The 26,869-nt window shown below is 45.9% G+C and carries 16 protein-coding genes and 7 pseudogenes; 15 read left to right on the top strand and 8 right to left on the bottom strand.

Annotation, left to right across the window (positions count from 1 at the left end; translation table 11 throughout):
* The first annotated feature begins 6 nt into the window (after positions 1 to 6).
* Entirely contained in the window at positions 7 to 915 is a 909-nt protein-coding gene (locus AB1E22_RS00270) for an NmrA family NAD(P)-binding protein (protein WP_367593547.1), read from the top strand.
* A 300-nt stretch (positions 916 to 1,215) separates the two neighbouring features.
* Here the strand turns inward: AB1E22_RS00270 and AB1E22_RS00275 are convergent.
* Positions 1,216 to 1,920: pseudogene (locus tag AB1E22_RS00275) on the bottom strand (IS6 family transposase).
* Between the two features lie 334 nt (positions 1,921 to 2,254).
* A pseudogene (locus AB1E22_RS00280) lies at positions 2,255 to 2,395 on the bottom strand (transposase); the annotation flags it as partial.
* A 282-nt stretch (positions 2,396 to 2,677) separates the two neighbouring features.
* On the opposite strand from AB1E22_RS00280, the gene AB1E22_RS00285 reads away from it, so the two are divergent.
* The 9 genes and pseudogenes from AB1E22_RS00285 to AB1E22_RS00325 all read left to right on the top strand — a co-directional run bounded on the left by AB1E22_RS00285 (position 2,678) and on the right by AB1E22_RS00325 (position 14,530).
* Positions 2,678 to 3,655, top strand: a complete 978-nt coding sequence (locus tag AB1E22_RS00285) for a hypothetical protein (protein WP_367593548.1) — start codon at positions 2,678 to 2,680, stop codon at positions 3,653 to 3,655.
* 110 nt (positions 3,656 to 3,765) lie between these two features.
* Positions 3,766 to 7,563, top strand: coding sequence for an NAD(P)-binding protein (locus AB1E22_RS00290; protein ID WP_367593549.1), 3,798 nt, complete (start codon positions 3,766 to 3,768; stop codon positions 7,561 to 7,563).
* A 122-nt stretch (positions 7,564 to 7,685) separates the two neighbouring features.
* Positions 7,686 to 8,652: pseudogene (locus AB1E22_RS00295) on the top strand (IS5 family transposase).
* 997 nt (positions 8,653 to 9,649) lie between these two features.
* On the top strand, positions 9,650 to 10,123 hold the full coding sequence (locus tag AB1E22_RS00300) for a YciE/YciF ferroxidase family protein (protein ID WP_367593550.1): 474 nt from the start codon (positions 9,650 to 9,652) through the stop codon (positions 10,121 to 10,123).
* An 82-nt stretch (positions 10,124 to 10,205) separates the two neighbouring features.
* The gene (locus tag AB1E22_RS00305) at positions 10,206 to 10,712 is read left to right on the top strand and encodes a ferritin-like domain-containing protein (protein WP_367593551.1); all 507 of its coding nucleotides are present in this window, start codon (positions 10,206 to 10,208) and stop codon (positions 10,710 to 10,712) included.
* Positions 10,713 to 10,777: 65 nt separating this feature from the next.
* Entirely contained in the window at positions 10,778 to 11,698 is a 921-nt protein-coding gene (locus AB1E22_RS00310) for a manganese catalase family protein (RefSeq protein ID WP_367593552.1), read from the top strand.
* 127 nt (positions 11,699 to 11,825) lie between these two features.
* Positions 11,826 to 12,863: pseudogene (locus AB1E22_RS00315) on the top strand (alpha-amylase family glycosyl hydrolase); the annotation flags it as partial.
* A 44-nt stretch (positions 12,864 to 12,907) separates the two neighbouring features.
* Positions 12,908 to 14,296: pseudogene (locus AB1E22_RS00320) on the top strand (alpha-amylase family glycosyl hydrolase); the annotation flags it as partial.
* Between the two features lie 48 nt (positions 14,297 to 14,344).
* Positions 14,345 to 14,530, top strand: a complete 186-nt coding sequence (locus AB1E22_RS00325; RefSeq protein WP_367593602.1) for a hypothetical protein — start codon at positions 14,345 to 14,347, stop codon at positions 14,528 to 14,530.
* Positions 14,531 to 14,694: 164 nt separating this feature from the next.
* Here AB1E22_RS00325 and AB1E22_RS00330 read toward each other — a convergent pair whose 3' ends face one another.
* The gene (locus tag AB1E22_RS00330; RefSeq protein ID WP_367593599.1) at positions 14,695 to 15,570 is read right to left on the bottom strand and encodes an SDR family oxidoreductase; all 876 of its coding nucleotides are present in this window, start codon (positions 15,568 to 15,570) and stop codon (positions 14,695 to 14,697) included.
* 267 nt (positions 15,571 to 15,837) lie between these two features.
* On the opposite strand from AB1E22_RS00330, the gene AB1E22_RS00335 reads away from it, so the two are divergent.
* The 3 genes from AB1E22_RS00335 (at position 15,838) to AB1E22_RS00345 (ending at position 18,869) form a co-directional block, all read left to right on the top strand.
* Positions 15,838 to 16,833, top strand: a complete 996-nt coding sequence (locus AB1E22_RS00335) for a hypothetical protein (RefSeq protein WP_367593553.1) — start codon at positions 15,838 to 15,840, stop codon at positions 16,831 to 16,833.
* Between the two features lie 252 nt (positions 16,834 to 17,085).
* A complete protein-coding gene (locus AB1E22_RS00340; protein WP_367593554.1) occupies positions 17,086 to 18,300 on the top strand; it encodes a zinc-dependent alcohol dehydrogenase in 1,215 nt (404 codons plus the stop codon).
* Positions 18,301 to 18,365: 65 nt separating this feature from the next.
* Positions 18,366 to 18,869, top strand: a complete 504-nt coding sequence (locus AB1E22_RS00345; protein WP_367593555.1) for a YciE/YciF ferroxidase family protein — start codon at positions 18,366 to 18,368, stop codon at positions 18,867 to 18,869.
* A 97-nt stretch (positions 18,870 to 18,966) separates the two neighbouring features.
* On the opposite strand, the gene AB1E22_RS00350 is transcribed toward AB1E22_RS00345, so the two are convergent.
* Together AB1E22_RS00350 and AB1E22_RS00355 are read right to left on the bottom strand one after the other, a co-directional pair.
* Positions 18,967 to 19,626, bottom strand: a complete 660-nt coding sequence (locus tag AB1E22_RS00350) for a hypothetical protein (protein WP_367593556.1) — start codon at positions 19,624 to 19,626, stop codon at positions 18,967 to 18,969.
* Positions 19,627 to 20,685: 1,059 nt separating this feature from the next.
* A pseudogene (locus AB1E22_RS00355) lies at positions 20,686 to 21,689 on the bottom strand (IS110-like element IS4321 family transposase).
* A gap of 193 nt (positions 21,690 to 21,882) precedes the next feature.
* Here AB1E22_RS00355 and AB1E22_RS00360 point away from each other — a divergent pair.
* Positions 21,883 to 23,048 (top strand): IS3 family transposase gene (locus AB1E22_RS00360; RefSeq protein ID WP_367593557.1). Its coding sequence is split into 2 segments (ribosomal slippage): positions 21,883 to 22,147 and positions 22,147 to 23,048, totalling 1,167 coding nucleotides; the frame shifts between segments, so codons are not numbered across the junction.
* A 12-nt stretch (positions 23,049 to 23,060) separates the two neighbouring features.
* Positions 23,061 to 23,273: pseudogene (locus AB1E22_RS00365) on the top strand (DDE-type integrase/transposase/recombinase); the annotation flags it as partial.
* 59 nt (positions 23,274 to 23,332) lie between these two features.
* Here the strand turns inward: AB1E22_RS00365 and AB1E22_RS00370 are convergent.
* The 3 genes from AB1E22_RS00370 to AB1E22_RS00380 all read right to left on the bottom strand — a co-directional run bounded on the left by AB1E22_RS00370 (position 23,333) and on the right by AB1E22_RS00380 (position 26,785).
* Positions 23,333 to 25,279, bottom strand: coding sequence for an EAL domain-containing protein (locus AB1E22_RS00370; protein ID WP_367593558.1), 1,947 nt, complete (start codon positions 25,277 to 25,279; stop codon positions 23,333 to 23,335).
* 715 nt (positions 25,280 to 25,994) lie between these two features.
* Complete coding sequence (locus tag AB1E22_RS00375) at positions 25,995 to 26,426, bottom strand: GGDEF domain-containing protein (RefSeq protein WP_367593600.1); 432 nt, start codon at positions 26,424 to 26,426, stop codon at positions 25,995 to 25,997.
* Positions 26,411 to 26,785: a hypothetical protein gene (locus AB1E22_RS00380; RefSeq protein WP_367593559.1), complete on the bottom strand. Its 375-nt coding sequence runs from the start codon at positions 26,783 to 26,785 to the stop codon at positions 26,411 to 26,413. The genes AB1E22_RS00375 and AB1E22_RS00380 overlap by 16 nt, the downstream gene beginning before the upstream one ends.
* Positions 26,786 to 26,869 lie beyond the last annotated feature (84 nt).

The following is a 26,869-nucleotide window of genomic DNA, read 5'->3' on the forward strand; positions in this document are numbered from 1 at the left end:
CTACTCATGACAACGAATCAGAAACCCATCGTACTTGTTCTGGGGGCTACCGGAACTATCGGCAGCCATATCGTCAACGAACTGGACGGCGAAGATGTTCATCTTCGTATCGCTTCGCGTAAGCAAGACAAGGTAGAGCAGCTGCGTCGGGAAGGAAAAGATGGCGTTTATCTCGATCTTGATAAACCAGAGACCTTCGCGCTCGCCATGGCAGGGGTTGATCGCATCTTTCTTTTAACCGGCTATAGCGTCGCCATGCTCACCCAGAGCAAAACCCTGGTGGATGCTGCCAAAAAGGCGGGTGTGAGCCATATCGTTCATGTGGGGGTGTTCGCTGAATGGGATACCACCGACGCCCACTTTGTATGGCACCAGATGATAGAAAAGTATATCGAGGCGAGTGGTATTGCCTGGACACATCTCCATCCGAATATGTTCATGAATGTCTTCACCGGCTTTTATCTCCCCAAAAATCTCACCTACACGACTTACTGGGGGGATCGCAGGGTAGGCTATGTTGCACCCGAGGACATTGCTGCCGTAGCAGAAAAAGTACTCCTTGACGGACCTGCACGTCACGCTGGTCAGCATTACTGGCTGAGCGTGGAAAGCTTTAACGGGGAAGAAATCGCCGCGCTTTTAAGCGAAGTGACCGGGCTTGAAATCAGGTGTGAAGACAAGGGGCTTGAGGGATTCCGTCAGCTGATTGAGTCGCGTATTGCCGAAGGTGCTGAAAGCTGGTACGCCAGTGCAAACATCGATTTTGTCACCCAGATGCTCGATGGCAGAATGTCCTATATGTCGATGGTTCAGAACGATATTCCCTATATCCTCGGAAGGCCGGCGAAAACACTGCGGGAATATTTGACTGAAAATAAAACCATGCTCATTGCCTCAGCAAAAGGCACCCAATAATAAAGGGTAAGTGCTCGTGAGAGGCCGGGTTTTCTTCATGAGCACTCTTTTGCCAGCTTTGTTGAGTTAAAAATTTTTTCAGCAGATCTGCTGACCGGAAGCAGACACACGTCAGACGCCGGATAGATTCCGTTTTCCAAGCGGACCCCAGGTTGTTCAGTACAGGACAATGACTGATTTCTTGATACCGTGAGCGTGGAGGGCAGTCATTGCGTGACGTAATTTTCATTCAAAGAGTTCAGCATGAGGGCACTGTTGCAAAGATCGTGACAGTGAAGCCTCTGGTGTTGCTGAAAGGCTTTAAATGTCAAACACTCTGCTCACCAGACGCATTTCGCCCAGGGGATGGCCAAAGTAAAATGACTCAGCCTGTCCTTTACGCAGGGCTCGCATGACTTCTATGCCCTTAATCGTGGCGTACGCCGTTTTCATCGATTTGAACCCCAGTGTGGCATTGATTATCCATTTCAGTTTGCCGGGGTCACACTCAATCACGTTGTTCCGGTACTTTATCTGTCGGTGCTCCACATCCGGCGAACATTTTCCTTCGCGCTTCAGCAACGCCAGCGCCCGCGCGTATGTCGGGGCTTTATCGGTATTAATCAGCCGGGGAATTTGCCCGCGCTTCGTCTTATTCAGGAGCTTTCCCATAAAGCGGTATGCGGCTTTACTGTTGCGGCGTGGCGAGAGATAAAAATCGAGGGTACAGCCTCTGCTGTCGACTGCGCAGTACAGATAAGCCCACTTGCCGTTCACTTTGATGTAGCTTTCATCCAGATGCCATGAGCAAAAACCGGAAGGCTGACGCCAGTATCAGCGGAGACGTTTTTCCATTTCGGGTGCATAACGCTGAACCCAGCGATAAATAGTGGTGTGATCAACATTCACGCCGCGTTCGGCCAGCATCCCCTGCAGCTCACGATAGCTGATGCCATATTTGCAGTACCAGCGTACTGCCCAGAGGATGATGTCTCGCTGAAAATGCCGGCCTTTAAATACGTACATGAGTAGCGTGTTGACTGCTGAAGTGGGGGATAAGTTTATCAATGCGTCGATCTTTGCAACAGTGCCGCCGCGCTGCGAGCTTTGCCAGTTCTGCATGAATAAACAGGCTGCAACGTTCGGATAGGGTTCGGTATAGATCTGGCTGCGACCTTGCCATTTCCCTTGTTGCGGTGAAAATTTCAGAATTGTTGTCACAGCTGCCGGCCTGCTCCATCAATGCGACCAAATCGTCCCCCAAAGTTGTATTTGGATAACGAGGCAGGTCCAGTGGATTAAGCGTCGCTTTTCACACTCCGGCATGCACCGCCACTTCGGTCATCGTCAGGCCTTGTATCCACTTGAACAGCAGACTAGGCTGAATGCCATGCAAGTGGGCGACATGTGATACCGACATTCCCGACTCCATCGACTGCTGAATAATTGCGATCTTTTCCTGAGGCGTTTTAAACCGATGAACTTCTTGACCCAATAGTATTCAGGTCATCACAAAATTAACAGAATTGGTTATGTGACAAATAAATTAGCAAGATTTAAACATACAAAAAATTATTACAATATGCAACCATGTATTTTATCTATAAATATCAATGATATTGTTATTTATGAGGCAGTGAATATTGTTAAACCTATGTGGTTTTGTGTAGCTTTATCTTTAATAGTCTACATTTAGTAATATGGGCGTGACATTTTATCATCCCGTTAATTTTTTATCATGAAAATGAGTTTCAGTTCTAAAAATTTATAATGGGGAATTAAAATGACTAACTATCAAACAGCCCATCGTGAGCACGATGATGTCGTTGCATATAAATCGACAAGAAATATTATCCGGCTAAGTGTCATCAGTTGGGGTGCTGTTTTTGCTGGGGTTATTATTTCCATGCTGGTTTATTTAGCGTTAATAATTCTTGGAACATCGATTGGACTAAGTACAATTGATCCTTTAAAAGAACAGAACCCGCTGGAGGGCATAGGTATCGGTGCTGCTATCTGGACGGGTTTAAGCATGTTGATTGCCATTGCCGCAGGTGGATTTATTAGCGGTTGGCTTGCAAGACGTGAAGGCTCGCTTCATGGCGTGCTGATGTTTGGCGTTAATACTCTGATTTGTGTCTGGTTTATGTTTGTTATTGCCAATGGCGCGATGACCGGCGCACTAAGTGTATTGGGTTCTGGTATTCAAGCGGCAGGAAGCGGTATTTCAGCTGCGGCACCAGGAATTACTGAGCAAGTTAAAAAAGGATTAGACGAAAATAATATAAACCTGGGAAGTTTACAAAATGAACTTGAAACAACGCTTGCCCAAACGGGTAATCCAGATTCATCAGCAACCGCGCCACAGAATAACGGTGCGGCAAATAACACTGGTGCCAATGATATTGCTGGTTTTCTTAAAGGAATTTCTGAAAGAGATGACAGCACATTTCAACCTGCAGACCGTGAAGCACTGAAAAATATTATTATTAAACGCACCGGTAAAACCGATGCAGAAGCCGATCAGATTGTCGCACAAACGGAAAAAAGCTATCAGGATGCCCGCGCGAAATATGAAGAATTAAAAAAACAGGCTGAACAAAAAGCACGTGAAGCGGGAGAAAAAGCGGCAAAAGCAACCGCAAGAGCAAGCTGGTTTGCCTTCTTTATGTTAATTGTCGAAGCCGTACTGGCAGGCGCAATGGGCAAAATGGGTAGCCATACAAAATGGCATTCCGTACGCGAAGAATATTCCCGATAAGTTATCTCACTCTTACTTCTTCACATTCACAGGTGCGTGGTATAGCCACTTTATGCCACGTTACCCTGGCTTTGCTTTAATTTGCCGGACCACACGTGCAGGACAGTGGAATGAATATTTTTAATAGCTTTTGGCAAGGCGGCTTTGAAGGTGCTGATCATACAACGAAGTTTGGTACCACAGTATCAATGAACGAAACCACAGGGCATTACATTCGGGCCCGGCAAGATTATCAGGCACTTAAAGCTTTTAATATTTCTACCGTCAGGGAAAGTGTGGGTTGGCGTTTGGCTGAAGGTGAGCAGGGATATGATTTTACCTCTGTTGCGACACGCATGGCGGCCGCTCAGGATGTGGGGATTCAGGTGTGCTGGACGATTTGCCATTACGGCTGGCCTGAAGATTCAGATATTTTTTCGCAGGATTTTATTCCTCGCTTTGCTCGCTTTTGCGGTGCGCTGGCTCAGTTTTTACGGCCCTTTTATACGCACTCCCCCGTTTACTCACCGATGAATGAAATTTCGTTTTTCAGTTGGGGGATGTCGGTAGGGGTATTTCCGTGCTCAACGCCTCCATGCGAATTTACCGGAATACAAAGTAAACGCCAATTGGTGCGGGCAACACTTGCGGCGTGTGATGCCATATGGTCCGCCGATCCCCGGGCCAGAATAATGCACTGTGACCCCATCGTATTTATTGCCAATGAAGATGACAGCCCCGAGGGGCGAGACCATGTGGCGCGCCAGCGGATGGCGCAATACCAGGCCTGGGATATGTTGTCGGGCGTTCTCGAACCGGAGCTTGGAGGCGCATCGCGCTATCTGGATTTGATTGGCGCAAATTATTACCACGACAATCAGTGGGATAGCGCGAGCAACCGTCGTCTGTATTGGCACCTTGGTGACCCACGGCGGCGGCGGCTGCACGACATGTTGCATGAGCTACATCAACGCTATCAACGCCCCATTTTGCTAGCCGAGACCAGCCATGTAGGAAGTGGGCGCGGGGCATGGATTAGCCAAATTGCATCGGAAATTGCACAGGCACAGCTCAATGATGTCGACCTGCTGGGAATATGTCTTTATCCCGTCGTCGACAGGCCTGACTGGGAAGATCATACCCAATGGAATCACTGCGGATTATGGGATCTCGACCGCGATGGCGCCGATCCATGTGCTCGAATACTGGATACCGTTTATGCCACTGCTCTCTTGCGAGCTCAGCATATGCTGCATCTTTTCCACAGGCTAACAGGCGCGACAGAACGTGCCAGGGTAAACAGAATCATCATGAAAAACATTGTTATTTTTAGCCACTTACGATGGGATTTTGTCTTTCAGCGCCCCCAGCATTTAATGACCCGTCTGGCGCAGCACTATCACATCTATTTTATTGAAGAGCCCATATTCTCATCCGAGACAGCGGGTTTGCATCTTAGCGAACCGGCACCGAATGTGACTGTCGTTCGGCCACACACGCCTCTGGAGTTGCAAGGGTTTCACGACGGCCAGATTGCCTATATGCAGCCGCTACTGGCGGATTTGTTAGATGAAAATGACAGCCCGATTGTCTGGTTTTATACGCCGATGGCTCTGCCACTGTTGACCGTATTTACGCCGTCTTTGGTGGTCTATGACTGTATGGATGAACTCTCCGCTTTTGAAAAAGCGCCCCGACAGCTTTTACAACGCGAGTCGGCATTGCTTACGCGGGCAGATATTGTCTTTACCGGCGGGCCGAGTCTGTATCGCGCAAAAGTAGGCAGACACCACAATGTTCACTGCTTCCCGAGTAGCGTTGATGCCATTCACTTTGAACAGGCGCTCGACAGAACCAATCACCACCCACTCCAGGATTCGCTGCCACACCCACGTCTGGGTTATTGCGGTGTGATTGATGAACGCATGGACCTGGAGTTGCTCGCGGCCCTTGCCGATGCTCATCCTGAGTGGCAACTCGTTATGGTTGGCCCGGTGGTGAAAATCGACCCCCAGAAGCTGCCGCAAAGAGACAATATTCACTATCTGAGCATGCAGCCTTATCAGGCGTTGCCACAATTTCTTGCCGGATGGGATGTCTGTTTGATGCCGTTTGCGATTAACGCATCCACACGTTTTATCAGCCCAACGAAAGTGCTGGAGTATATGGCCGCCCGTTTGCCCGTAGTCAGTACGGCGATTACTGACGTCGTGGAACCTTACGGGCACGTGGTGGCTATCGCGCAGAGTCATGAAAGCTTTATTCACGCGTGTGAAGAGGCTTTAGACATGCGTCCCGACGCCAGGGTTATTCAAAGTGAAGAGATGAAAACCATTGTTTGCGCAACGTCCTGGGATGCTACCGCCCAGACTATGCACGGTCTTATCCAGAAAGAACTCCGGCTTGTGCAACAGGAAAAGTGCATGTACGAGCCTGCGGCGAATACCGATATTGCTTCGCCATTGAAAAAGGGTTTACGCCTGATGCCTGCGCCTGTGACAACCGCTTCCCCGGTGCGTTGCTTGATTCTGGGGGCCGGGCCAACGGGATTAAGCGCTGCCTATCATTATGGTCGCGATGCACTGTTGCTGGAGCGCAACGCATCGGTGGGCGGTTGGTGCCGTTCTGTCGAAGATAACGGATTTACCTTCGATTATGCGGGTCACATTATGTTTTCAAATGATCCGTACGTTCTTGATCTTTATAAAATGTTGTTGGGCGATAATATTCACTGGCAAGAACGTGAAGCCTGGGTTTATACCGATGGGGTGTTTACGCGTTACCCATTCCAGGGGGCACTTTATGGCTTACCGACGGATATCATTAAAGAATGCATTCTGGGTGCCATAGACGCCAGATACGGGACGCCTGGGGAAACACATAATCTCAGGCCAGATCATATCGTGTCGGACTGCTGTGCCGACGGTGCGGTGCCTGCTTTCACCTCTGCCAGCGGGGCTAAACAAAGCTGTCGCAATGATAGTTTCGAGGCGTTCATTTACCAGACCTGGGGTGAGGGCATCGCGAAGCATTTTGCTATTCCCTATAACAAAAAACTCTGGAAAGTCCCGCTTGCTGAAATGGAAACCTCGTGGCTTGGCGGGCGTGTGCCACTTCCCGATCTCGGGCAAATTATCGAGGGTGCGATTGAACCAGCGGGCAAACCCATGGGGCCAAATGCGCGTTTTGGCTATCCGTTAAAAGGGGGCTTCCAGGCTTTAATGTCGGGGTTCCTGCCGCATATCAAAGCGACGGTAGAAACCGACGCTGAAATGACGCAAATATTTCCCCATCAGCACATCGCCGTACTCGCCGATGGCAGGCAGTACAGGTACGAACAGATGATTAGCACCATGCCGCTGCCCGAACTGATTGGCCTGATGGGTGAAGACGTTCCGGCGGAAGTCAGAGCCGCAGCAAAAGGGCTACAGCATGTTTCGGTGCGATGCGTCAATTTAGGAATAGGGCGTGCCAATTTAACTGATAAGCACTGGATCTATTTTGCCGGTAATACCATATTTCACCGAATTTTTGTGCAGGGCAACGCAAGCCCAGACTGTAGTCCGGCAGAGGGATGCGGGCTAACCTGTGAAATCACCTATTCCGCGAGCAAGCCTTTGCCGCTTGAGGGGCAGGCGCTGATCAACAGATGTGTCAATGAGTGCATCGCGGTGGGGATCTTTACCGCACAGGATGCAGTCATCACAGCGAATGAAATCGACATTCCTTATGCCTATGTCATTTACGACCATCAGCGAAAAGCCAACGTTGAGACGGTGCGAAGCTGGTTGCTCAAACAAGATATCACTCTGGCGGGGCGGTACAGCGAGTGGGAGTACTACAATTCAGACCACGCGTTTATTGCTGGGAAAATGGCAGCCGAGAAGGTCAAAATGCATGAATTTCGTCAGTCAGGAGGTTTAACTTAAAAACAGATTGTTATAAATATGTTGTATGCACATATTTTCACATAAAATATGTGCATACATTTGATTGTAAAGGAATTACTAATTGGTTAAGGCTCTGTTGATTAAATAGAACTTTTACTGTGTTGCAGGATCAAATCACGTACCCATGACAATGCAGGTAACTCCGAGGCAAAGCAAAAGTTCAAAATTATCAACTGGCCCACCTACAACAAAGCCCTCATCAACCGTGACTCCCTCACTTTCTGGCTGAATGACGAGGCTATTCAGGCCTGGTATGATTTAGCAACACCTTCATCCCGGGGAAGACCTCAGCGTTATTCTGACCTTGCCATGACCGCTGTTCTGGTGATTAAACGTGTATTCCGGCTAACCCTGAGAGCTGCGCAGGGATTTATCGATTCCATATTTGCCCTAAGGAGCGTTCCTCTGCGCAGCCCTGATTACACCAGCGTCAGCAAACGGGCAAAGTCGGTTAATGTCAGTTTCAAAACGTCGACCCGAGGCGAAATTACGCTCCGGGTGATTGATTCCATCGGGCTGAAGGTCTTCGGTGAAGGTGAATGGAAAGTCAGAAAGCACGGCAAAGAGCGTCGTCGTATCTGGCGAAAGCTGCATCTGGCTGTTGACAGCAAAACACATAAAATCATCTGTGCAGACCTGTCGCTAAACAACGCCTCGGACTCAGAAACCTTCCCGTGCCATATCCGGCGGACCCACCGAAAAATCAGGTCAGCCGCTGCGGATGGCGCTTATGATACCCGGTTATGTCACGATGAACTGCGACGTAAGAAAATCAGCGCGCTTATCCCACCCCGAAAGGGAGCGGGTTACTGGCTTGGTGAGTACGCAGACCGTAACCGTGCGGTTGCAAATCAACGGCTGACCGGGAGTAAGGCGCGATGGAAATGGACAACAGATTACAACTATCGCTTGATAGCGGAAACGGCGATGTACAGGGTAAAACAGCTATTAGACGGTTCACTGACGCTGCGTGACTACGATGGTCAGGTTGCAGAGGCTATGGCCATGGTACGTGCACTGAACAAAATGAGGATGGCAGGTATGCCAGAAAGCGTGCGTATTGCCTGAAAAACCGAGCAGCTATAGATCCGCTCGCCCGGGATCTTATTTATTTAACAAAGCCCATTAGCGGAAACTTACTGAAATGGTTGTCGTATTCATTCCGTCACTTGTTGCGTTGCTTGAAGCAAAAGGGAAAGAGGTCGGCCGTGAACTGCTCATGCATTAGATTGAGACGATAAGAGTTGATGCTACCGCTATTGAATTACCGACAGAAATTGCCAGAGTCAGGGCAATAAGCCGGGACTATCAAGATATTGATGCGGAGCATGTTGATCCGAGGGACGACCCACTAAAAATAATTACAGATTGCCAATTCTATAAAAGATATCAGCGTAAATTAATGATGAATGCGATTATTTTTAATGTGTGATTTAAGCTTCACTTACCAGCATATGTTGAGTAATTTACATGGCAGCAAATTTAATTGAAATCATAACTCAGTGTTTCATATTCAAGGTGTGATTTTGATGAGCCATCATTTTATTCATATGAGCTCAAATAGAGATATTGTAGCTGGCGGGATCTATGAAAAAAAGACCAGGATATAAACCTGGCCAAGCAGAGAGTCATTATGTTGACATATCCTTATGTTTTATATGAATCCTCAACATCATTTTTATTGTAGCACTCAATCATTTCACTGCCAGAAAGAGTTGGGGAACGTTATTAAAATTTATTTTTGCCGATAAAAATTAGCCCGGCATGGTGTAACTTTTTCTGTATATCATTCACTGCAATCTAAAGGATGTCATTTTAAGACTTTTCCGTCACGTTACCTTCCCCTTGATTTTCACACTATAAAAGAATCATTTTAATCATTTTTTTCAAAAAGTTACATAGATTCAATCTATCAGAGCCGGCTGTAATCGTTACACTGAACGAGAACCCTGCTCACCTTTTTTTTCGTGATGAATAGTCAGACCCCAAAATTATGCCATGATTAATATTGTTAAAAATAGAATGAATATTCTATTGCCCCTTCCCACAGCCAGAGAGATTTATTATGACGATTAGAACACTCGAAGATTTATTCATTCATGATCTTTCTGATGTTTACAGTGCCGAAAAACAAATCATCCGCGCCCTGCCTAAAATGGCACGCGCAGCCACAGATGAGAAGCTTATTGCCGCCTTTAATCTGCATCTGGAAGAAACTCGCGGGCAAATTGAGCGCCTTGATGAGTTAGTTGAAAACACCGGAGGTGTACGAATCAAACGCATGAAATGCCACGCACTGGAAGGTCTCGTCGAAGAAGCGCAGGAAATCATTGATTCTGTCGAAGCTGGTCCAATTCGGGATGCCGGGCTGATAGGGGCCGCCCAAAAAGTGGAACACTACGAAATCGCCACCTACGGCACACTCCACGCCCTGGCTGTAAAACTGGGATATAAAAAAGCCGCGAAACTGCTTGCAGAAACACTGCAAGAAGAAAAAGCCACGGATGAAAAATTAACCGTCATTGCCGAACAGTCTTAATGCCGCTATCAAGCCCTGTTTTCAATGATCTGAATATTAAGCCGTTTACGATACGAAATTTCACTAATTCAAGAGGTGCCTTATGACACACGAAGAGAACTACCTTGACTGGGTAAGAGATGCTTATGCCATGGAAAAACAGGCAGAAAGTATGCTGGAAAAAATGGCCAGCCGTATTGATCATTACCCCGATCTGAAAACCCGAATTGAACAACATATTGATGAGACGCGACAGCAACAGACTCTCCTTCAGTCTGTCATTGATCGTTATGACACCTCCAGTTCGGTGATTAAAGATGCGGTGGGAAAACTGACTGCAATGGGACAGGCTATGGGTGGCATGCTGGCGGAAGACGAAATCGTTAAAGGCGCGATCAGTGGATTCGTGTTTGAAAACATGGAAATTGCCAGCTATACCTCGCTAATTGCAGCCGCGGAAGTGGTGGGAGACATCGAGGGTGTCCGGATTTTTACTCAGATCCGTGACCAGGAAGTGGCCATGGCTGAGTGGTTGCTGTCCCATCTTCCGGACGTGACTGAACAGTTCATGGTGCGTTCAGCTGCACCGGGTGTGGAAGCAAAAAAATAAGATTTTCATGACGGGAGACCGGACTAAGAACCGGCCCTGAGACTTTCCCTTAAGTGGAGTGAGCTATGTTCAGACACGTTAAACAGTTGCAATATACCGTTCGGGTTGCGGGTCCTAATCCCGGTCTTGCCAATCTTTTGCTTGAACAGTTTGGAGGCCCGCAGGGTGAACTTGCGGCAGCCTGCCGGTATTTTACTCAGGGACTGGGCGACGAAGATCCGGGTCGCAAAGATATGCTAATGGATATCGCCACGGAAGAATTAAGCCACCTGGAAATTATCGGCTCTCTGGTTGGTATGCTCAATAAAGGGGCGAAAGGCTCGCTGGCGGAAGGAACGGAAAAGGAAGGCGAACTGTACCGCACCATCACGGGTAACGGTAATGACAGCCATCTGACTTCGCTACTGTACGGGGGCGGACCGGCATTAACAAATTCTGCCGGCGTGCCATGGACCGCAGCGTATGTGGACACTATCGGTGAGGTTACCGCTGATTTACGCTCCAATATCGCCGCTGAAGCCCGTGCCAAAATCCTCTATGAGCGACTGATTAATCTGACGGACGATGTGGGGGTGAAGGATGCGCTGGGCTTTTTAATGACCCGTGAAGTGGCGCACCAGATATCTTTTGAAAAAGCCTTGTATGCCATCAGAAATAACTTCCCGCCGGGGAAACTGCCTCCAGTCGAAAAATACGCCACCGTGTATTACAACATGTCAGAAGGCAACGATATGCGCGGGAGCTGGAATTCTGACGAGAACTTTACCTTCGTGGCGAATCCCGAACCTGCTGTCGATGGCGGTGATGGCTCAGCCAGCGTGACGCTTTCTGCCGCTCAAAAAGTGAATCTGGACAATCTGGCTAATCGTACGGCTTCCGACCCCGAAGTGAATCCGGTTACCGGCACCGATCTCGGTAGCGTCCCTCCCATCGAGAATGAAGTGGCGAAGATAAAAACAGCGAAACACAAAACCACGAAAAAATAATATCAGGCGACCTTTCGGTCGCCTTCACTTTTAAGACCATTCTCGTACTGACATTCATATCTGCGCAAAACTCGACCAGCTTTACCTTACAGAATGAAGAGCTCATTTTGTTAAACGAGGCCGTCAAATGGAAGCCAACACATTTATTAAAAGCTGGGGCAGTGAATTTATAGAAGACGGCGTTGTGCGCTTTCGCCTTTGGGCTCCCGGACAGGCAAGCATCTCGCTGAGAATGGATGTCGAAACGCGGGCTGAGAACCGCGAAGGATGGCTGGTTCGAACTTGAAGTGGCAGGGATCTTGCCGGGTGCAGAATATCATTTCGTGCTTGCTGACGGCAGGGAAGTGCCTGACCCTGCCTCCCGAGCACAGAAAAGTGATGTTAAAGGACCATCGCTGGTTATCGACCCCGAACAATACGCGTGGCGAAACGCCCAGTGGCAGGGGCGCCCGTGGGAAGAAAGCGTCATTTATGAACTCCATTTCGGCACCTTTACCCCGCAAGGCACTTTCAGTGCGGCAAGGGAAAAGCTGCCTTATCTGGCCGAACTGGGTATCACCATGATTGAGGTGATGCCGGTTTCCCAATTCGGTGGTAATCGTGGCTGGGGTTATGATGGCGTATTGCGGTATGCCCCGCATTCTGCCTACGGTACGCCTGAAGAATTCAAAGCATTTATCGATGCTGCCCACGGTTTGGGTCTGTCAGTGGTGCTGGATATTGTTCTTAACCACTTCGGCCCTGAAGGTAATTATTTGCCGCTGTTCGCGCCGGAATTTTTCCACAAAAAAAGGATGACGCCGTGGGAGCCGGGTATTGCCTATGACGTGGATGCGGTGCGGCGGTATATCGTTAAAGCTCCGCTCTACTGGCTGAAAGAATATCACCTCGACGGTCTGCGCTTTGATACGATAGACCATATCGATGACGCATCAGATAACATGTACTGAATGAGATTGCGCAGCGTATCCGCGCCGAAATCACCAGCCGGCAAATTCACCTGACGACCGAAGACAGTCGCAATGTGATTTTCCTTCACCCCCGTGAAGAAGATGGCTCAGTGCCGTTGTTTACGACGGAATGGAACGATGATTTACATAATGCGGCGCACGTTTTTGCCACCGGGGAAACGCACGCGTATTACGAGGATTTTGCCGTTAACCCGTAGAAACATGTTGCCAGGGCGCTGGCAGAGGGTTTTGCCTGGCAGGGTATGACATTACCGATTTTAACGAGATTGACCCCGCTCTTGGGGGGCGGGAGGGCTTTGACTGCCTGGCTCATACGCCCAAGGAGCATGGGCTGGGTCTGATTCTTGATATTGTGCCAAACCATATGGCGTCATCGCTGGAAAATACCTGGTGGCGCGACGTGCTAGAGCATGGCAAAAATTCCTGCTTTGCCAGACACTTTGATATCGACTGGACACGCCGGTTGACGTTACCGTTTCTTGGCAACACGTTTGAAAAACTGCTGGAAAACGATGAAATTGGCATCAGGGCAGACCCGCAAACCCGCTTTCTTTTACGCCGATAATTTTTACCCGCTGACGCGTGACAGTTATCGGGGCCGTGAGGCAACGATTTTAAATCTGAATGATAAAAAAGCCATTACTAATTTGCATAAACTTCAGCCATACCGCTTTACCGAAGCCCCGGAAATGTGGGCTATCTGCATCGGGCAGTGTCGTCAGATGAACCAGACAAAAGTCATCTTTCTTAATGATGGCACGGCGCCACGCGGCGTGGATACCTGGATGTTGTATCAGGCGCTGGCCGGGGTCTGGCCTGCCACGCTGGCTCTGGACGATGAAACAGCGCTTCATGCCCTGGAAGCCCGTTTTGTTGAATTTGTCCAAAAGGCATTAAGAGAGGCCAAGTTGCACATGGACTGGGTCGATAATAATGAAGCATATGAAAATGTAGTGCTGGACTACGTCCGACATTTGCTCAGCCCGGAAAATGAGGCGTTTCTTCAGATCTTTAGTGACGGGCTAGAGCCGTTTATGCGCGCTGGACTGGTGAACAGCCTGACTCTGGCAGTTATCAAATTTGCGGCTCCTGGCGTGCCGGATATCTATCAGGGGAGTGAGACCCTGAGCTTCAGTCTTGTCGATCCCGATAATCTCCGGGAACCCGATTTCGCCCTGCTGGAGCACATGCTTGCAGGAGATGCGTTGCCGAATTTCAACGCAGAAGAGGACTGGCTTGACGGAAAAGTGAAGTTGCAAACCACAGCCTGCATGCTGGGCTTACGTCAGGGCAAGCCAGATTTGTTTCGTAAGGGCGATTATCTGCCGCTTTCAGCAATCGGGAAACGGGCGAATAACGTGATTGGGTTTGCCCGGCTGAACGACAGTGATGCATTCATTATGATTGCCCCGCGGCTGGTTTTTGAGGCGCTGCATGGCGGCCTCACTTTGCCTCCGACGGCCTGTGGGCGCAGACGGAAATCCCTTTATCTAAACCCCTGGCGAACCGGCGGTATCGGGATATTTTGCGCGAAAAGGAGGTGCTTCTTATGGATAGTATCGACCTAAATTCCTTCAACTCTGGCGTACCTGTGTTGTTAATACTGATTAAGGATCCCGAAAGCTAAAAAGTTATTGCTACTTTTTATGGATTTTAGTTTATTAAGGAAAGGCTAATGAAGCTCGTAAAAAATTTTAACATCCTGGCCGGGAACGGTCAGCTACCAGGGGCTAATTTCGATGGAGAGGGGGCGATTTTTGCGTCTTTCTCGGCACATGCCCGGCGGGTGGAGCTGTGTCTTTTTGACACCGATGGACAGACAGAATTGGCAAGATTCGTGCTGCCGGAAATATATCCATAAGGTTTAGCGCGCCCCGGAAAATAAACCATATGGTTAACTATCATAGAAATCATTTACTTATTTAACAGATAATAGTCAAATTATTTCAGCCCCGAAAAAATCTCAATTTTTTATGTGTAAAATTTTTTCTTCGCCAGTCTCTGGTCATTCTCACTCACGATTAATTACCCCAGATGTTCACCACCTGTTACTCCATGAACTTCTGCTGTGACATAACTTGATTCCTGCGAAGCAAGATAGACATAAACAGGTGCCAGTTCGGCAGGCTGACCTGCTCTTTTAAGCGGGGTTTGCTGTCCAAACTGAGGTATCTTTTGCTGAGGCTGCCCGCCTGATATTTGTAAAGCAGTCCATATGGGGCCGGGAGCAACACAGTTTACCCTGATACCTTTTTCTGCAACCTGCTTCGCCAGTCCTCGTGTAAAATTGAGGATAGCTGCTTTTGTCGAAGCATAATCAAGCAAATGTGCGCTGGGCTGATAAGCCTGAATGGAAGAAGTTGTTATAATACTGGTCCCGGCAGGGAGCACAGGAAGAGCCTGCTGAACCATCCAGTAAAGAGAAAATACATTCGTTGCAAAGGTTGTCGTCAGTTGTTCCGTCGACAGATTTGCCAGAGATTCCACTGCGACTTGTTTACCCGCAACAAACGCAAGAATATCCAGACCTTCCAGCTTTTTTCCTGCCTCTTCAATGACTTTACGGGCGATAATTTCATCACTGAGATCACCCGGCAACATGAACACCTTTTGACCCGTATCTTCAATCAGGCGAGCAACTTCCTCTGCATCAGACTGTTCAGTTTCAAGATAGTTAATGGCCACATCAGCGCCTTCACGGGCATAGGCTATCGCGACCGCACGACCAATTCCGGAATCGGCACCGGTTACCAGTGCTTTACGTCCCTTCAACCTCCCGCTTCCCCGATAGGTTTCTTCGCCACAATCAGGAACCGGGTTCATTTTATGCTGTAATCCCGGTGAGGGTTGCTTCTGTTTCGGATAGTTACCATTGTCATACTGCGTTAATGGGTTTTGCATCTGATACTGATCTTTCTTTGACATTTTTCACTCTCTTCAGGAACTGAATACCCATTAAGCATAGTCACTGTCGGAAGATATCGCAGGTCCTGAGTTATTTCCCACGTAAAAAACCGATGCCGTCTGGTCAACGATAATATCGGCACGGTAACTATTTAAATTCATCTTATCGATAGTGAGACTATTCTTAATATTCATCATGTGTTTTATCGAAGAATATTTAACACTGCATGTTTCTAATTACCCTGAAAACGTTGGAGAGTAAAAATGACAAATTATCATGCTCCGGATGAAAGGCATTACGACACAACCTACAACACTTTGAATGAGGTGTCTTTAAAACGTATTTCCTGGAGTGCAATTTTCGCCGGTGTGGTTATTTCTATGGTTGTTTATTTATTACTGGCGATACTCGGGACAGCAATCGGTGCCAGTACCATCGATCCCCTCAAAGAACAGGACCCACTGGATGGTATTGCAACCGGAGCTGCAATCTGGACGGGTCTGAGTATGCTGCTTGCTATTGCCGTAGGGGGGTATGCCAGCGGTCGACTTGCTTTTCGTGAAGGAACCATGCATGGCGTACTGATGTTTGGCGTTAACACTCTTATCTGTACCGGTTTTTTGCTCATTGTCGCCAATAGTGCATTCACCGGCGCGGTAAGTGCGATCGGAAGTGGCATACAGACGCTGGGTAGTGGTGTTGCGGCGGTAGCGCCTTCTGTCACGCAGATGGCAAAAGAAAAACTTAACGACAGCGATCTCAATCTAGATGATTTACAGAATCAACTGGAAACCACTTTGCGCCAGACCGGGAAACCGGAGCTACGACCCGGGGCCTTGCAGCAACAGGTACAAACTGAAGGGAACAATGCGCAGAGCCAGATGGCTCAGGGCGGAGACCTCACGCAGTTTCTAAAAGGCCTTGCTGACAGAAACAGTGCAACTTTCCAGGCTGCCGACCGTGATGCGCTGAAAAATATCATTGTCGCCCGCACTGGTAAAAGTGATGCTGAGGCTGAACAAATAGTCGCTCAGACAGAGAAAAATTATCAGGCGGCCCAGGCAAAATATGAAGAACTGAAAAAACAGGCGGAACAAAAAGCACGTGAAGCGGGAGAGAAAGCCGCAGCCGCTACTGCTAAAGCGAGCTGGTTTACCTTTTTCATGTTAATTGTTGAGGCTGTGATTGCGGGTGCCATGGGGATGTTGGGTTATCGTCATCAACCTCGTCGCCTCGTCCTTGATAAGCGTCCGCTTTGAATTTTCAGTGACTATTTTTAAGATATTTAACCTGCTCTCCGGTGAGCACTGGAACCCGCATCAGGTTCATAACCGTGGTCACCGGATTCTCCTATGAAACAGCCTGCTACGTGATTTCTCCCATTCTTGTGCACAGTGTTATGCACCCTTTCTGGGGATAACTAATGTCTGATGTCCTTGAGCCGCCCCAGCATTCTCGTCAAGAACAACTACACTTTTGCTGTGCCTGAACCGGCTTGCGCAGGAGAAATTATGAAAGCACTGACCTATCACGGCCCCCATTCAGTAAGCGTTGATAATCATCCCGACCCCGCCATAGAAGCATCAGACGATATTATTCTGCGGGTGACGGCTACAGCGATTTGTGGCTCGGACCTTCACCTTTATCGAGGCAAAATTCCCACGACAGAACAGGGTGATATCTTTGGGCACGAGTTCATGGGCGAAGTTGTGGAGACCGGAAAGGATGTGACTGCGGTGTCAAAAGGCGATCGTGTTGTCATTCCCTTCGTTATTGCCTGTGGGGAGTGTTTTTTCTGCCATATGCAACAATATGCCGCCTGTGAAACGACGAACTCAGGAAAGGGATCGGCGCTGAATCGAAAGCAAATTACGCCACCGGCGGCCTTGTTTGGTTACAGCAAAATGTATGGCGGCATACCTGGAGGCCAGGCAGAATACGTTCGTGTACCTAAGGGGAATACAGGTCCATTCAAAGTCCCGGATTTGCTGGCAGATGATAAAGTTTTGTTTCTGTCAGATATTCTTCCTACTGCCTGGCAGGCAGTTAAAAATGCCGGCGTAACGCAGGGTTCAAGCATCGCTATCTTCGGTGCAGGTCCGGTCGGTCTTTTGAGTGCAGCCTGTGCGCGCCTGGCAGGTGCGGAACAAATTTTCATGATTGACCATCATCCCTATCGGCTTGCCTTTGCGAAAGAACGTTATGGGGTTATTCCCGTTAACTTTGATGAAGTTGACGATCCTGCTGGTTTGATTATTGAACAATCCGCAGGGCAGAGAGGGGTTGATGCGGTAATTGATGCCGTCGGCTTTGAAGCAAAAGGTAGCCTGACGGAAACAGTTTTGACCAGTCTGAAATTAGAAGGGAGTAGCGGCAAGGCGCTCAGACAGTGCATTGCCGCTGTCCGGCGAGGTGGCACCGTCAGCGTTCCGGGTGTCTATGCCGGTTTTATTCATGGTTTTCTGTTTGGTGATGCTTTTGATAAAGGGTTGACCTTTAAAATGGGCCAGACTCATGTGCATTCATTTCTGCCTGAGTTACTTGAGTTGATTGAAAATGGGTTGTTGCATCCTGAAGAAATAATTACTCACCATCTTCCCCTGAAAGATGCAGCTCGTGGTTATGAGATGTTTGAAAAGAAACAGGAAGATTGTCGCAAGGTTATTCTCATTCCCGGAATGAGAGAGGCTTCCCCTGAACTCTCAAATAAATTTTATAAACCCTGAACGCCTCATTAACGTCTATGAGGCGTGGGATTTAAGTAATAAACCTCAACTGTGGAGAACAAAAAATGCAACTTAAAACTCTCGAAGAGTTATTCAGACACTTGCTTTCAGATACTTATAGTGCTGAGAAGCAGTTAACACGAGCGCTGCCAACACTCGCCCGTGCAGCAGCTGACCCTTCACTTATTGAGACATTTCGCAATCACCTTGAAGAGACCCGCGGACAGATTGAACGTATCGATCAGGTTGTGGAAAGTGTCGAGGGACTTAAACTCTCCAGGATCAAATGTGTGGCCATGGAAGGGCTGATAGAAGAGGCGCAGGAGGTTATTGACGGGGTGGATAAAGGGGCTGTCCGTGACGCGGGACTGATTGCCGCAGCCCAGAAAGTGGAGCATTACGAAATTGCCGCATATGGCACATTATGTACTCTGGCACATCAGCTGGGTTATTCTGAAGCCAAAAAGTTGCTGGGTGCGACACTTGAGGAAGAAAAAGCTGCGGACAGCAAGCTGAGTACAATTGCGGAATCCACGGTCAATCCGGATGCTGAGAAACACCCCGGTTAATACATTAATCGGATTTTATCATCATGGCAAAGTAAGAAATGCCATGCCAGATTTTGAGGCATGGCAATGAAAAGACCTTCAAGCCGCTAGCGCCGTCTTAAGAGAAAAAACGGGTTGAATCCTCGTTCAGGTAAGCAAATTCCCTGCTTTTTCCATGACTTATACAATTTTGATCAGATTGTTTATTGATATTATGATAATGAGATGCCATCCAGGTTTTAAAAAACGGGTTATGGATCATAACACTGAAACTGTTAAACGTTGAACAGCCAAACTTCTTTAAGACACTGAGGCGCAGATCGTAAATGGTTTTAATGTGAAGTTCCATTTTCACACTGATTTCAGCAGGTAACATCTCCATTGTAGAAAAAGCAATAAAGGTGGCTTCTCGTTCAGTGAGGTGAAAATGTGGGTTCTGACTTTCTAAAATAAAACGAGATGTGTCTATGTTATCAAGTAAGCCAATCAATTTTTGAAGTGAGACTGAGATGGATACACGATGGGCAGGAAGCTCGCTGAGAAATGAATAGGGGTTGTCTCTGATAAAAAGAATGAATACCGTATCATAAAAGGAGTCTTTTCTTTCCAGAACCTCGTAATAGTATTCGGCTGTAAAAAAAACAAAATTGGCTTTTAATCTTTTATTATGGACATACTCTTCAACTAAGTTTAGTAATCCTAATCTTAGCCATGAATCCTTGGTCAGAAAAGAAGTCGTATAGGTACATGGATAGTCGTTTATAATAATGTTCACCATGCTTGCTCCTGATAAAAACAGCGTAATAAGCTACATACTCGTTTTTTACGCTCCTGTAGTCTCAACCACCCCTAAGACTAAAAATCGACAGCCTGATAAATTTTACTTAACGTTACATTACGCTTATTTGCATTTTAAAAAATGAAATTTTCTTACACAGCGTCCACTAGGGAATATTACACACTGGCATGCATATTACGCACGAGTGGGTGGTGATATAGAATGGCAGACGTACAGGCGCGGGTCTGCATATCTCTCATGCCAGTTACTTAGCGTTAACTTTGGCTGAATTAATATCCTATTTTCATCATCCTTTCTTCATGCTTCCTGAGCTTGGCTCACTAATTATGTCAATAACACACTACTCACTAATAAGTATATACCATTCCAGTTTGGGCGCACCTGAAACAGCGTATCTGTTACATTTTTTTGCAGTCTAGATGGCACAGTTAAAAATGCCCCCTGAAATACATTAAAAAAATTAACTTAATTTCCTGTGAGGAGCGTATTAGTAAAATGCATGCCCCTGATAATCAGGCATTCGTATGAGTTAAATAAATCATCACACAAGCCTGGACGTATAATAAAGGTTAATGTTTTTAAATACGTACAGGAATTAACTGTTATTAAGGGAGTAATTCATAGAAGAGAATTTTTACACATCAAGTTCTGAATGGATACGCCCGGTGCATCAAGGATGCATCACATGAAGTTATCATAATAACTGAACAGGGTATGAGAAAAGATGAGATGCGGGATTGATAGCTTATAAAGTCCTAGTTGGGGTCCGCTGGGAAAACGGAATCTATGGTCACTCCCGTTTTTGCAACACCGATTTTGACGATAAGTTGGCTTGCTTGAATCTATCCGGCGTCTGAATGGGATTTTATTCCCGCGCCTCGATGAGTTCCGCGCCTGATGAACCTCCAGAAAATATACGGCTTCAATGAGCCTTTCCGTTTTACAGGTTCCTCAACAGGCCGGTGGGCCGTTAGTATCATCAATATCAGTATTCGCAAAACCAGATCAGTGATTCTTTAAACCGGTGTATTTCTGCCGTTATGCTACATAAGTTTGCTGTCGTGCCGTTAGGGCCCAGGCTATTCTGGCCAGCTTGTTTGCCAGAGCACAAGTGACGACAAAGTTGCTTTTCCGGCACAGTAAATCCCTGACCCAATCGGCCAATTTGCCGGACTGGTGTTCCAGTTTTTGTATGAATACCCTGGCACATTGAACCAACAAAGTTCGGATCTTTTTGTTACCTCGCTTACTAATTCCCAGCAATGTCGTCCGACCTCCCGTGCTGTACTGTCGAGGCACTAGCCCTGTTGCCGCCGCAAAGTCACGACTGCTGGCGTACTGCTTCCCGTCGCCAATCTCAGTTGAAATAGTACTCGCTGTCAGTTTCCGACGCAGGGAATGCTCAGCAAGCGCTGTCCAATCTCATCTTCGTCCAACTTTCGTTTCAACTGGGATTCCAAATCTTTAATCTGCTCAACAAGATAGTGATAATGCTGTTGTAATTTCAGCAATAACTGGCTGAGGTAAAGAGGCAAACTATTGTCCTCAAGAATGGTACTCAGTCGGCTAATAACGGCAGCTCCTCGGGGAACGCTAATGCCAAATTCCAGCAGAAAAGCATGCATTTGATTGGTTGTTTTTACCTTATCCTGAACCAGGGACTCTCGGACACGGTGCAGAGCCCGCATTGCCTGCTGAGATTCCGTTCTAGGTTGCACAAAACGCATAGACGGACGCGATGCAGCTTCACAAATAGCTTCGGCGTCGACAAAGTCATTTTTGTTACTTTTAACGAATGGACGGACAAATTGTGGTGATATCAGCTTTGGAAAATGCCCCAACTCTTCCAACTTGCGTGCCATAAAGTGAGAGCCTCCGCAGGCTTCCATTGCGATGGTCGTTGCCGGGCATGTCGCCAAAAATTCGATTAACTTTGGCCGGGTAAATTTTTTACGGTAAACAGCCTTGCCGCGACGATCCTGGCAATGAATATGGAAAGAGTTTTTACCCAGATCGATACCAATGAGCGCAATGTTTTCCATGATAGTTCTCCGAATGAAAGCCTATCCTCAGCATAGTTCCGGGAAGGAGGGAGTGACCATCTCATTAAATATCCTACGCTAAGCCTGTTTTTTAAGTAGGCATGGCAGGCAGCTTTGAGCGAGTGTAGTGGATCGGTAATTCAGGACACCTCGAAATCCTGTTAATGTTAAAGCAGTGAATGTGAGGTGATGCATGATCAAAACTCGTCGGACTAAACTCACATTTTCCCCAGAGTTCAAACTCGAAGCTATCGAACAGGTTGTTAAATACCAGCGAGATGCACGGGAAGTTGCTCAGGCGCTCGAACTCAACCCTGACCATTTGCGCAAATGGATACGTCTGTACAAGCAAGAGGTTCAGGGTATTGAGCCCGTCGGCAATGCCATTACCCCTGAACAGCGCGAAATTCAGCAGCTTAAAGCGCAGATAAAGCGTCTTGAAATGGAAAAAGAAATACTAAAGCAGGCTGCCGTGCTGATGAGCGAAGCTCCCGGAAAGTTATCGCGCTAATCACACGGCTGAAAGCAAAGTGGCCTGTGCAGATCCTTTGTCATTTATTCGGTATTCGCCGTAGTGTTTATTACGCGCAGGTGAAGCGTCCTGTTAAGGTGCAAAGAATTGCACTACGAAGTCGGGTGAGAGCATTCCATGCTCTCAGTCGTGGCGCTGCAGGGAGTCGGGCAATCAGTCAGATGTTGCGCCAGAGTGGCGTTAATGCAGGCCGGTGGCTGGCGCGCCGACTGATGCAGGAATGTGGGCTGACCAGTCTCCAGCCTGTTAAACATCGCTACCGGTTAAATGAAGACAACAGCCCGGCATTACCGAACTTGTTGAACCGGCAGTTTAACCCCTACGCACCAAACCGCGTCTGGTGTGGTGATATCAGCTTTATTCGCCTGCAGGACAGATGGTGCTATCTCGCACTTGTTGTTGATTTATATTCACGCCGGATCATCGGTTCAGCCCTCTCATTAACCGCTGATGCTGATTTGGTGTGCAGGGCTTTGCGTAATGCCCTGGAGACACGGCCGCGTAATGAACGTCTTCTGTTTCATTCCGATCAAGGTGCTCAATATAAAAGCAATAAATACACAACGTTACTCTGGCGCTATGGGGTAATGCAAAGTATGAGTCGCAGAGGGAACTGTCTGGATAATTCGCCGATGGAAAGAGTCTTTCGCAGCCTTAAAAGTGAATGGTTACCAAAAGGTGGTTATGGTGATTTTAGTCTTGCAGTACGCGATATAAACCAGTGGATAAATAGTTATTACAACGTTTATCGCCCTCATACGAACAACGGTGGTTTACCGCCTTGTTTGCATGAAGAAAAGTGGAAGCAGGTTATTCCGGTGTCCTGATTTTGTGATCCACTACAGTACCGGAACAACGTGATTGAGTATGACCACGGCAAACTGAAACGGATAATCAATGCCACACTGGGATTCAAATCAATGAAAACGGCTTACGCCACGATAAAAGGGCTCGAAGTCATGCGAGCGCTGCGTAAAGGACAGGCTGAATCATTTTACTTGGGCCATCCCCTGGGCGAGATGCGTCTGGTGAGCAGAGTGTTTGAAATTTAAAGTCCTTCAGCAACACCAGAGGCTTCACTATCACGATCTTTGCAACAGTGCCGTGAAAATTATGAGTGTTGTAATAGTAGTTTATTTATTTCCTCACTAGGCATAGGGCGGTAAAATAAAAAACCCTGTATTGAGTCAATGCCGGATTTGACGCATTCAGTATATTCCAATTCGGTCTCAACACCCTCAATTAAAATATTGGAACAGGATGTGCGACAAAGGTTAACTACTTGGTTCAGGAATTTCCCTCCATGTGGCAATGATAATCCATTAACTAATGTTCGATCTAGCTTTATTTTATCAAGTTGATATTTTAATAAATATGATAAGGTTGAATATCCACTACCAAAATCATCGAGAGCTATTTTTACTCCTTTTTCTTGAAGATTTGATATTATAGAACCTAGTTTTTCAGGGTTGGATATTTTTTGAGATTCAGTAATTTCAAGCTCCAAATAGCAGCCCGAAGGAATGCCTTGACGCAATAAATCATCCACGATAACCAATAATCTTGGGTCGGTAATTGTTTGTGGAGATATATTAACAGATAAAGTCATTCCTGGCAGAAATGTAAGTTTTTCCCGTGCGTGGGAAATGGCATTTTCCAAAACCCAGAAATCCATCTCTGGCATTATATTTAATTTTTCATAATGAGACAGGAAATATGGAGGCGTTATTTTGCCGTCATGTCCCTTATGACGCAATAACACTTCTAATGCTGTAATTTTCTTGTCAAAAACTCGAACCTGAGGTTGAAAGAAAAGTATAAAATCACCTGATTTAGTTAGTTTTTTGATCTGTAGCTGCGCTTCGATGATTTCATCCAGCTCGTTTAGGTGATGGCTTTTTGATATTAAACCCACATCTAACGATGATTTTGTTATATTGCTACTTGGTAATATTTCTGGTATTGCATCAATAATATTTAAGGTGGTGATTTTTTCCATGATACGGAAAAATGGGTAATAAATTAGAGCGCCAAAAAAAATAATGGAAATATGTAATGCAACGGCGGTTATATTACCACCAGTGGCAACCCAAGAATTAATTAGTGGCGGCGTGGCCCATCCCACAAGGTTATGCATAGGTTCTATCACACCATATGCTGTTGCTGCATATGCGATGTTATAATTTACTAACGGTGTTAATAAGAATGGAACTATCATAATAGGATTCAAAACTATAGGAAACCCAAATATAAGAGGTTCATTTATATTAAAGAAAGCAAGTGGAAGAGATGTTTTGATTAGTTTATTATATTGCTTTGCTCTGGAGAATATTAGGCATATCAGTAAGCTTAAAGTAGATCCTGTGCCACCAGTTGAACACCAAACATCATAAAATGACTGGTTAAGAATATTTAGGTGTGATGTTCCATTCGCCCATTGGGTTATATTTATATTCGACTCCCTAATAAATTCATATCCAATATCTTGAAACATAAGCTGCCCATGAATCCCTAAGAACCAAGAGAAACCTCGGGCTAGCTCATAAAGCATTCCGCTAGAGTAACTGTCAGGATAAATTAAAGATGAAATATATTTAGGGGCATTTGATAGATTTGTCGGCATCAATACCTTGATAGCCAAGCTGAGAAATAAAATAGAAATTAAAGGTGTCACTACAAGCATCATATTGAGTAGAAATTTGTTTGGAAATTTTTCATTCCTCCATGATATTTTTTCAATTATAACATTGACTATTATGGATAAAGCTATTGATATTGGAATGCTTGTATTAAGATAAAATGTTGTTTCATTGGAGAACATCCCTGTAACCATCATTAATGCGGTTAAGTTTGTAGCTATTGATAGGATAAGAGGAGTTTTATTTCTCGTGGACCAATGGAAAGAAAATAACATGTTTATTATTATTGGCATCATAGTTAGCATGCTGAGCTGGAGGTTATTTAACCATTCAGATTCTTTTATATAGCCTAGGTGAAATACTACAGTTGAAATAACAACAATGATCGCTCTAATCATAGAGTATGGCATTATTGACATAGTGCTTGCCACGGTGTTATGAGCTACTCTGCTCTTAGATAAATGTGCGAGTAATGTTATCAATTTATTTCTCTTATTCTCTTAATTTGCTTTTTTATGAGGTTGTTCTTCATCAATGAAATATGCGGTTTTATAATACAATAATTTTTATTCGAATATTTTCATGTGAGTTACAACTACTATTAAACGTATCTTTTTATCTCAAATCTGGAAGTATGTGCTTGAGATCCCCTTTGGATCATCGTAATCTCTTGCTCTGTAAACGAAAAAACCGCGTTGCTGGGCGGTTTTTTCGACGGTTCTCCGTGTCAGCAAACATTTTGAACCGAGGTAACTGGCTTGGAGGAGCGCAGTAACCAAAACAGTTCTTCTAGTTTAGCCTCAACAGGGCTTAAATATCAAGACTCAACTCCTCTAACCAGTTACCAATGGCTACCGCCAGTGGCGATTCGTCGTGTCTTTCAGGGTTGGACTCAAGTGAACAGTTAACTGAAATGGCGTGGTAGTCGGACTAAACGGGGAGTTCGTGCATATAGTCCAGCTTGGAGCGAACCACCTGTCATGAGCTCACTCTATGCTTTCTGAACAATTTAAAATAATATGTTTATATTATTAATAAACCTCTGAATATATCTAATATGAGAAAACTGAAGGTTGTTTTTTAAGCATTTATTTTTTAATGCAGTAAGTCATCATATCATTCTGGCATGATATATTATTCAGCAATGAGATAACAATTCCTGCCATTTTGCTTTGCCTTATAAAGTGCTTTATCAGCGCGGGTTATTATGTTGTTTATGTTGTTTATGTTGCTTCCTGCGTTGCAAATAGAGGCTCCTTGCGTTACTGAAATGGGTTTGTTTCCTATAGATTTAAGGCTGTTTTCATTGATAGCTGTTTTTATTTGATCACAAATCATATCGACCTTCTTGTTGGTTGCATTATTTATTATGATAGCAAACTCATCTCCGCCATATCGAGAAATACTTGCGGCAAAACATTTAATGCAATCCTGAATTTTATCAGCAACAGTTATAAGACACTCATCGCCAGCAACATGACCAAAAATGTCATTTATAGTCTTAAAAAAATCAATGTCGACAAGTATGATTGCAAAAGGTTCTTGTTGAATTACAAATTTTGATATTGCTCTTTTAGTTCATTCTCAAAGCCTCGGCGATTTAAGACATTGGTCAAATAATCAGTCTGAGCATGATAACGCGCATTAAATACTTTTTTTTCTAAAGTTAAAGAATTCGCTACTTCTCTTTTTATTCTTTGTTTGATTAATGAATCACTCGTTTTCACAATAAACCAAATACCTAATATAATAATGAAAATATTCAGGGTTTGGAGTGATCCATTTTTTAGAAATGTAGATAACAGTAATGAGCTGAAAACAGGTAGGCTATAAATGGAAATTAGTTTTAAGGTATAGCCTGATACAACTCCGCAAAATAATATAATGATACAAAGGAAAATAGGTCCGAGAAGACGATTTTCCATAACATAGCAAAAAATAACCCCCCCCAGATTAACCCATTAGTAAAAATAAGAACTGATGCATTCCGCATCCAATTTTTGTCGAGA

The sequence above is a fragment of the Buttiauxella gaviniae genome (genome assembly GCF_040786275.1).
Lineage (GTDB): Bacteria > Pseudomonadota > Gammaproteobacteria > Enterobacterales > Enterobacteriaceae > Buttiauxella > Buttiauxella gaviniae_A.

Bases quoted from the DNA above. Each gene is read 5' to 3' on its own strand.
- AB1E22_RS00340 (WP_367593554.1), top strand. From the start codon at position 17,086: ATGAAAGCACTGACCTATCACGGCCCCCATTCAGTAAGCGTTGATAAT.
- AB1E22_RS00345 (WP_367593555.1), top strand. From the start codon at position 18,366: ATGCAACTTAAAACTCTCGAAGAGTTATTCAGACACTTGCTTTCAGAT.
- AB1E22_RS00380 (WP_367593559.1), bottom strand. From the start codon at position 26,785: ATGGAAAATCGTCTTCTCGGACCTATTTTCCTTTGTATCATTATATTA.
- AB1E22_RS00285 (WP_367593548.1), top strand. From the start codon at position 2,678: ATGACTAACTATCAAACAGCCCATCGTGAGCACGATGATGTCGTTGCA.
- AB1E22_RS00305 (WP_367593551.1), top strand. From the start codon at position 10,206: ATGACACACGAAGAGAACTACCTTGACTGGGTAAGAGATGCTTATGCC.
- AB1E22_RS00370 (WP_367593558.1), bottom strand. From the start codon at position 25,279: ATGTCAATAATGCCATACTCTATGATTAGAGCGATCATTGTTGTTATT.
- AB1E22_RS00335 (WP_367593553.1), top strand. From the start codon at position 15,838: ATGACAAATTATCATGCTCCGGATGAAAGGCATTACGACACAACCTAC.
- AB1E22_RS00330 (WP_367593599.1), bottom strand. From the start codon at position 15,570: ATGCAAAACCCATTAACGCAGTATGACAATGGTAACTATCCGAAACAG.
- AB1E22_RS00270 (WP_367593547.1), top strand. From the start codon at position 7: ATGACAACGAATCAGAAACCCATCGTACTTGTTCTGGGGGCTACCGGA.
- AB1E22_RS00300 (WP_367593550.1), top strand. From the start codon at position 9,650: ATGACGATTAGAACACTCGAAGATTTATTCATTCATGATCTTTCTGAT.
- AB1E22_RS00310 (WP_367593552.1), top strand. From the start codon at position 10,778: ATGTTCAGACACGTTAAACAGTTGCAATATACCGTTCGGGTTGCGGGT.
- AB1E22_RS00290 (WP_367593549.1), top strand. From the start codon at position 3,766: ATGAATATTTTTAATAGCTTTTGGCAAGGCGGCTTTGAAGGTGCTGAT.
- AB1E22_RS00325 (WP_367593602.1), top strand. From the start codon at position 14,345: ATGAAGCTCGTAAAAAATTTTAACATCCTGGCCGGGAACGGTCAGCTA.
- AB1E22_RS00350 (WP_367593556.1), bottom strand. From the start codon at position 19,626: ATGGTGAACATTATTATAAACGACTATCCATGTACCTATACGACTTCT.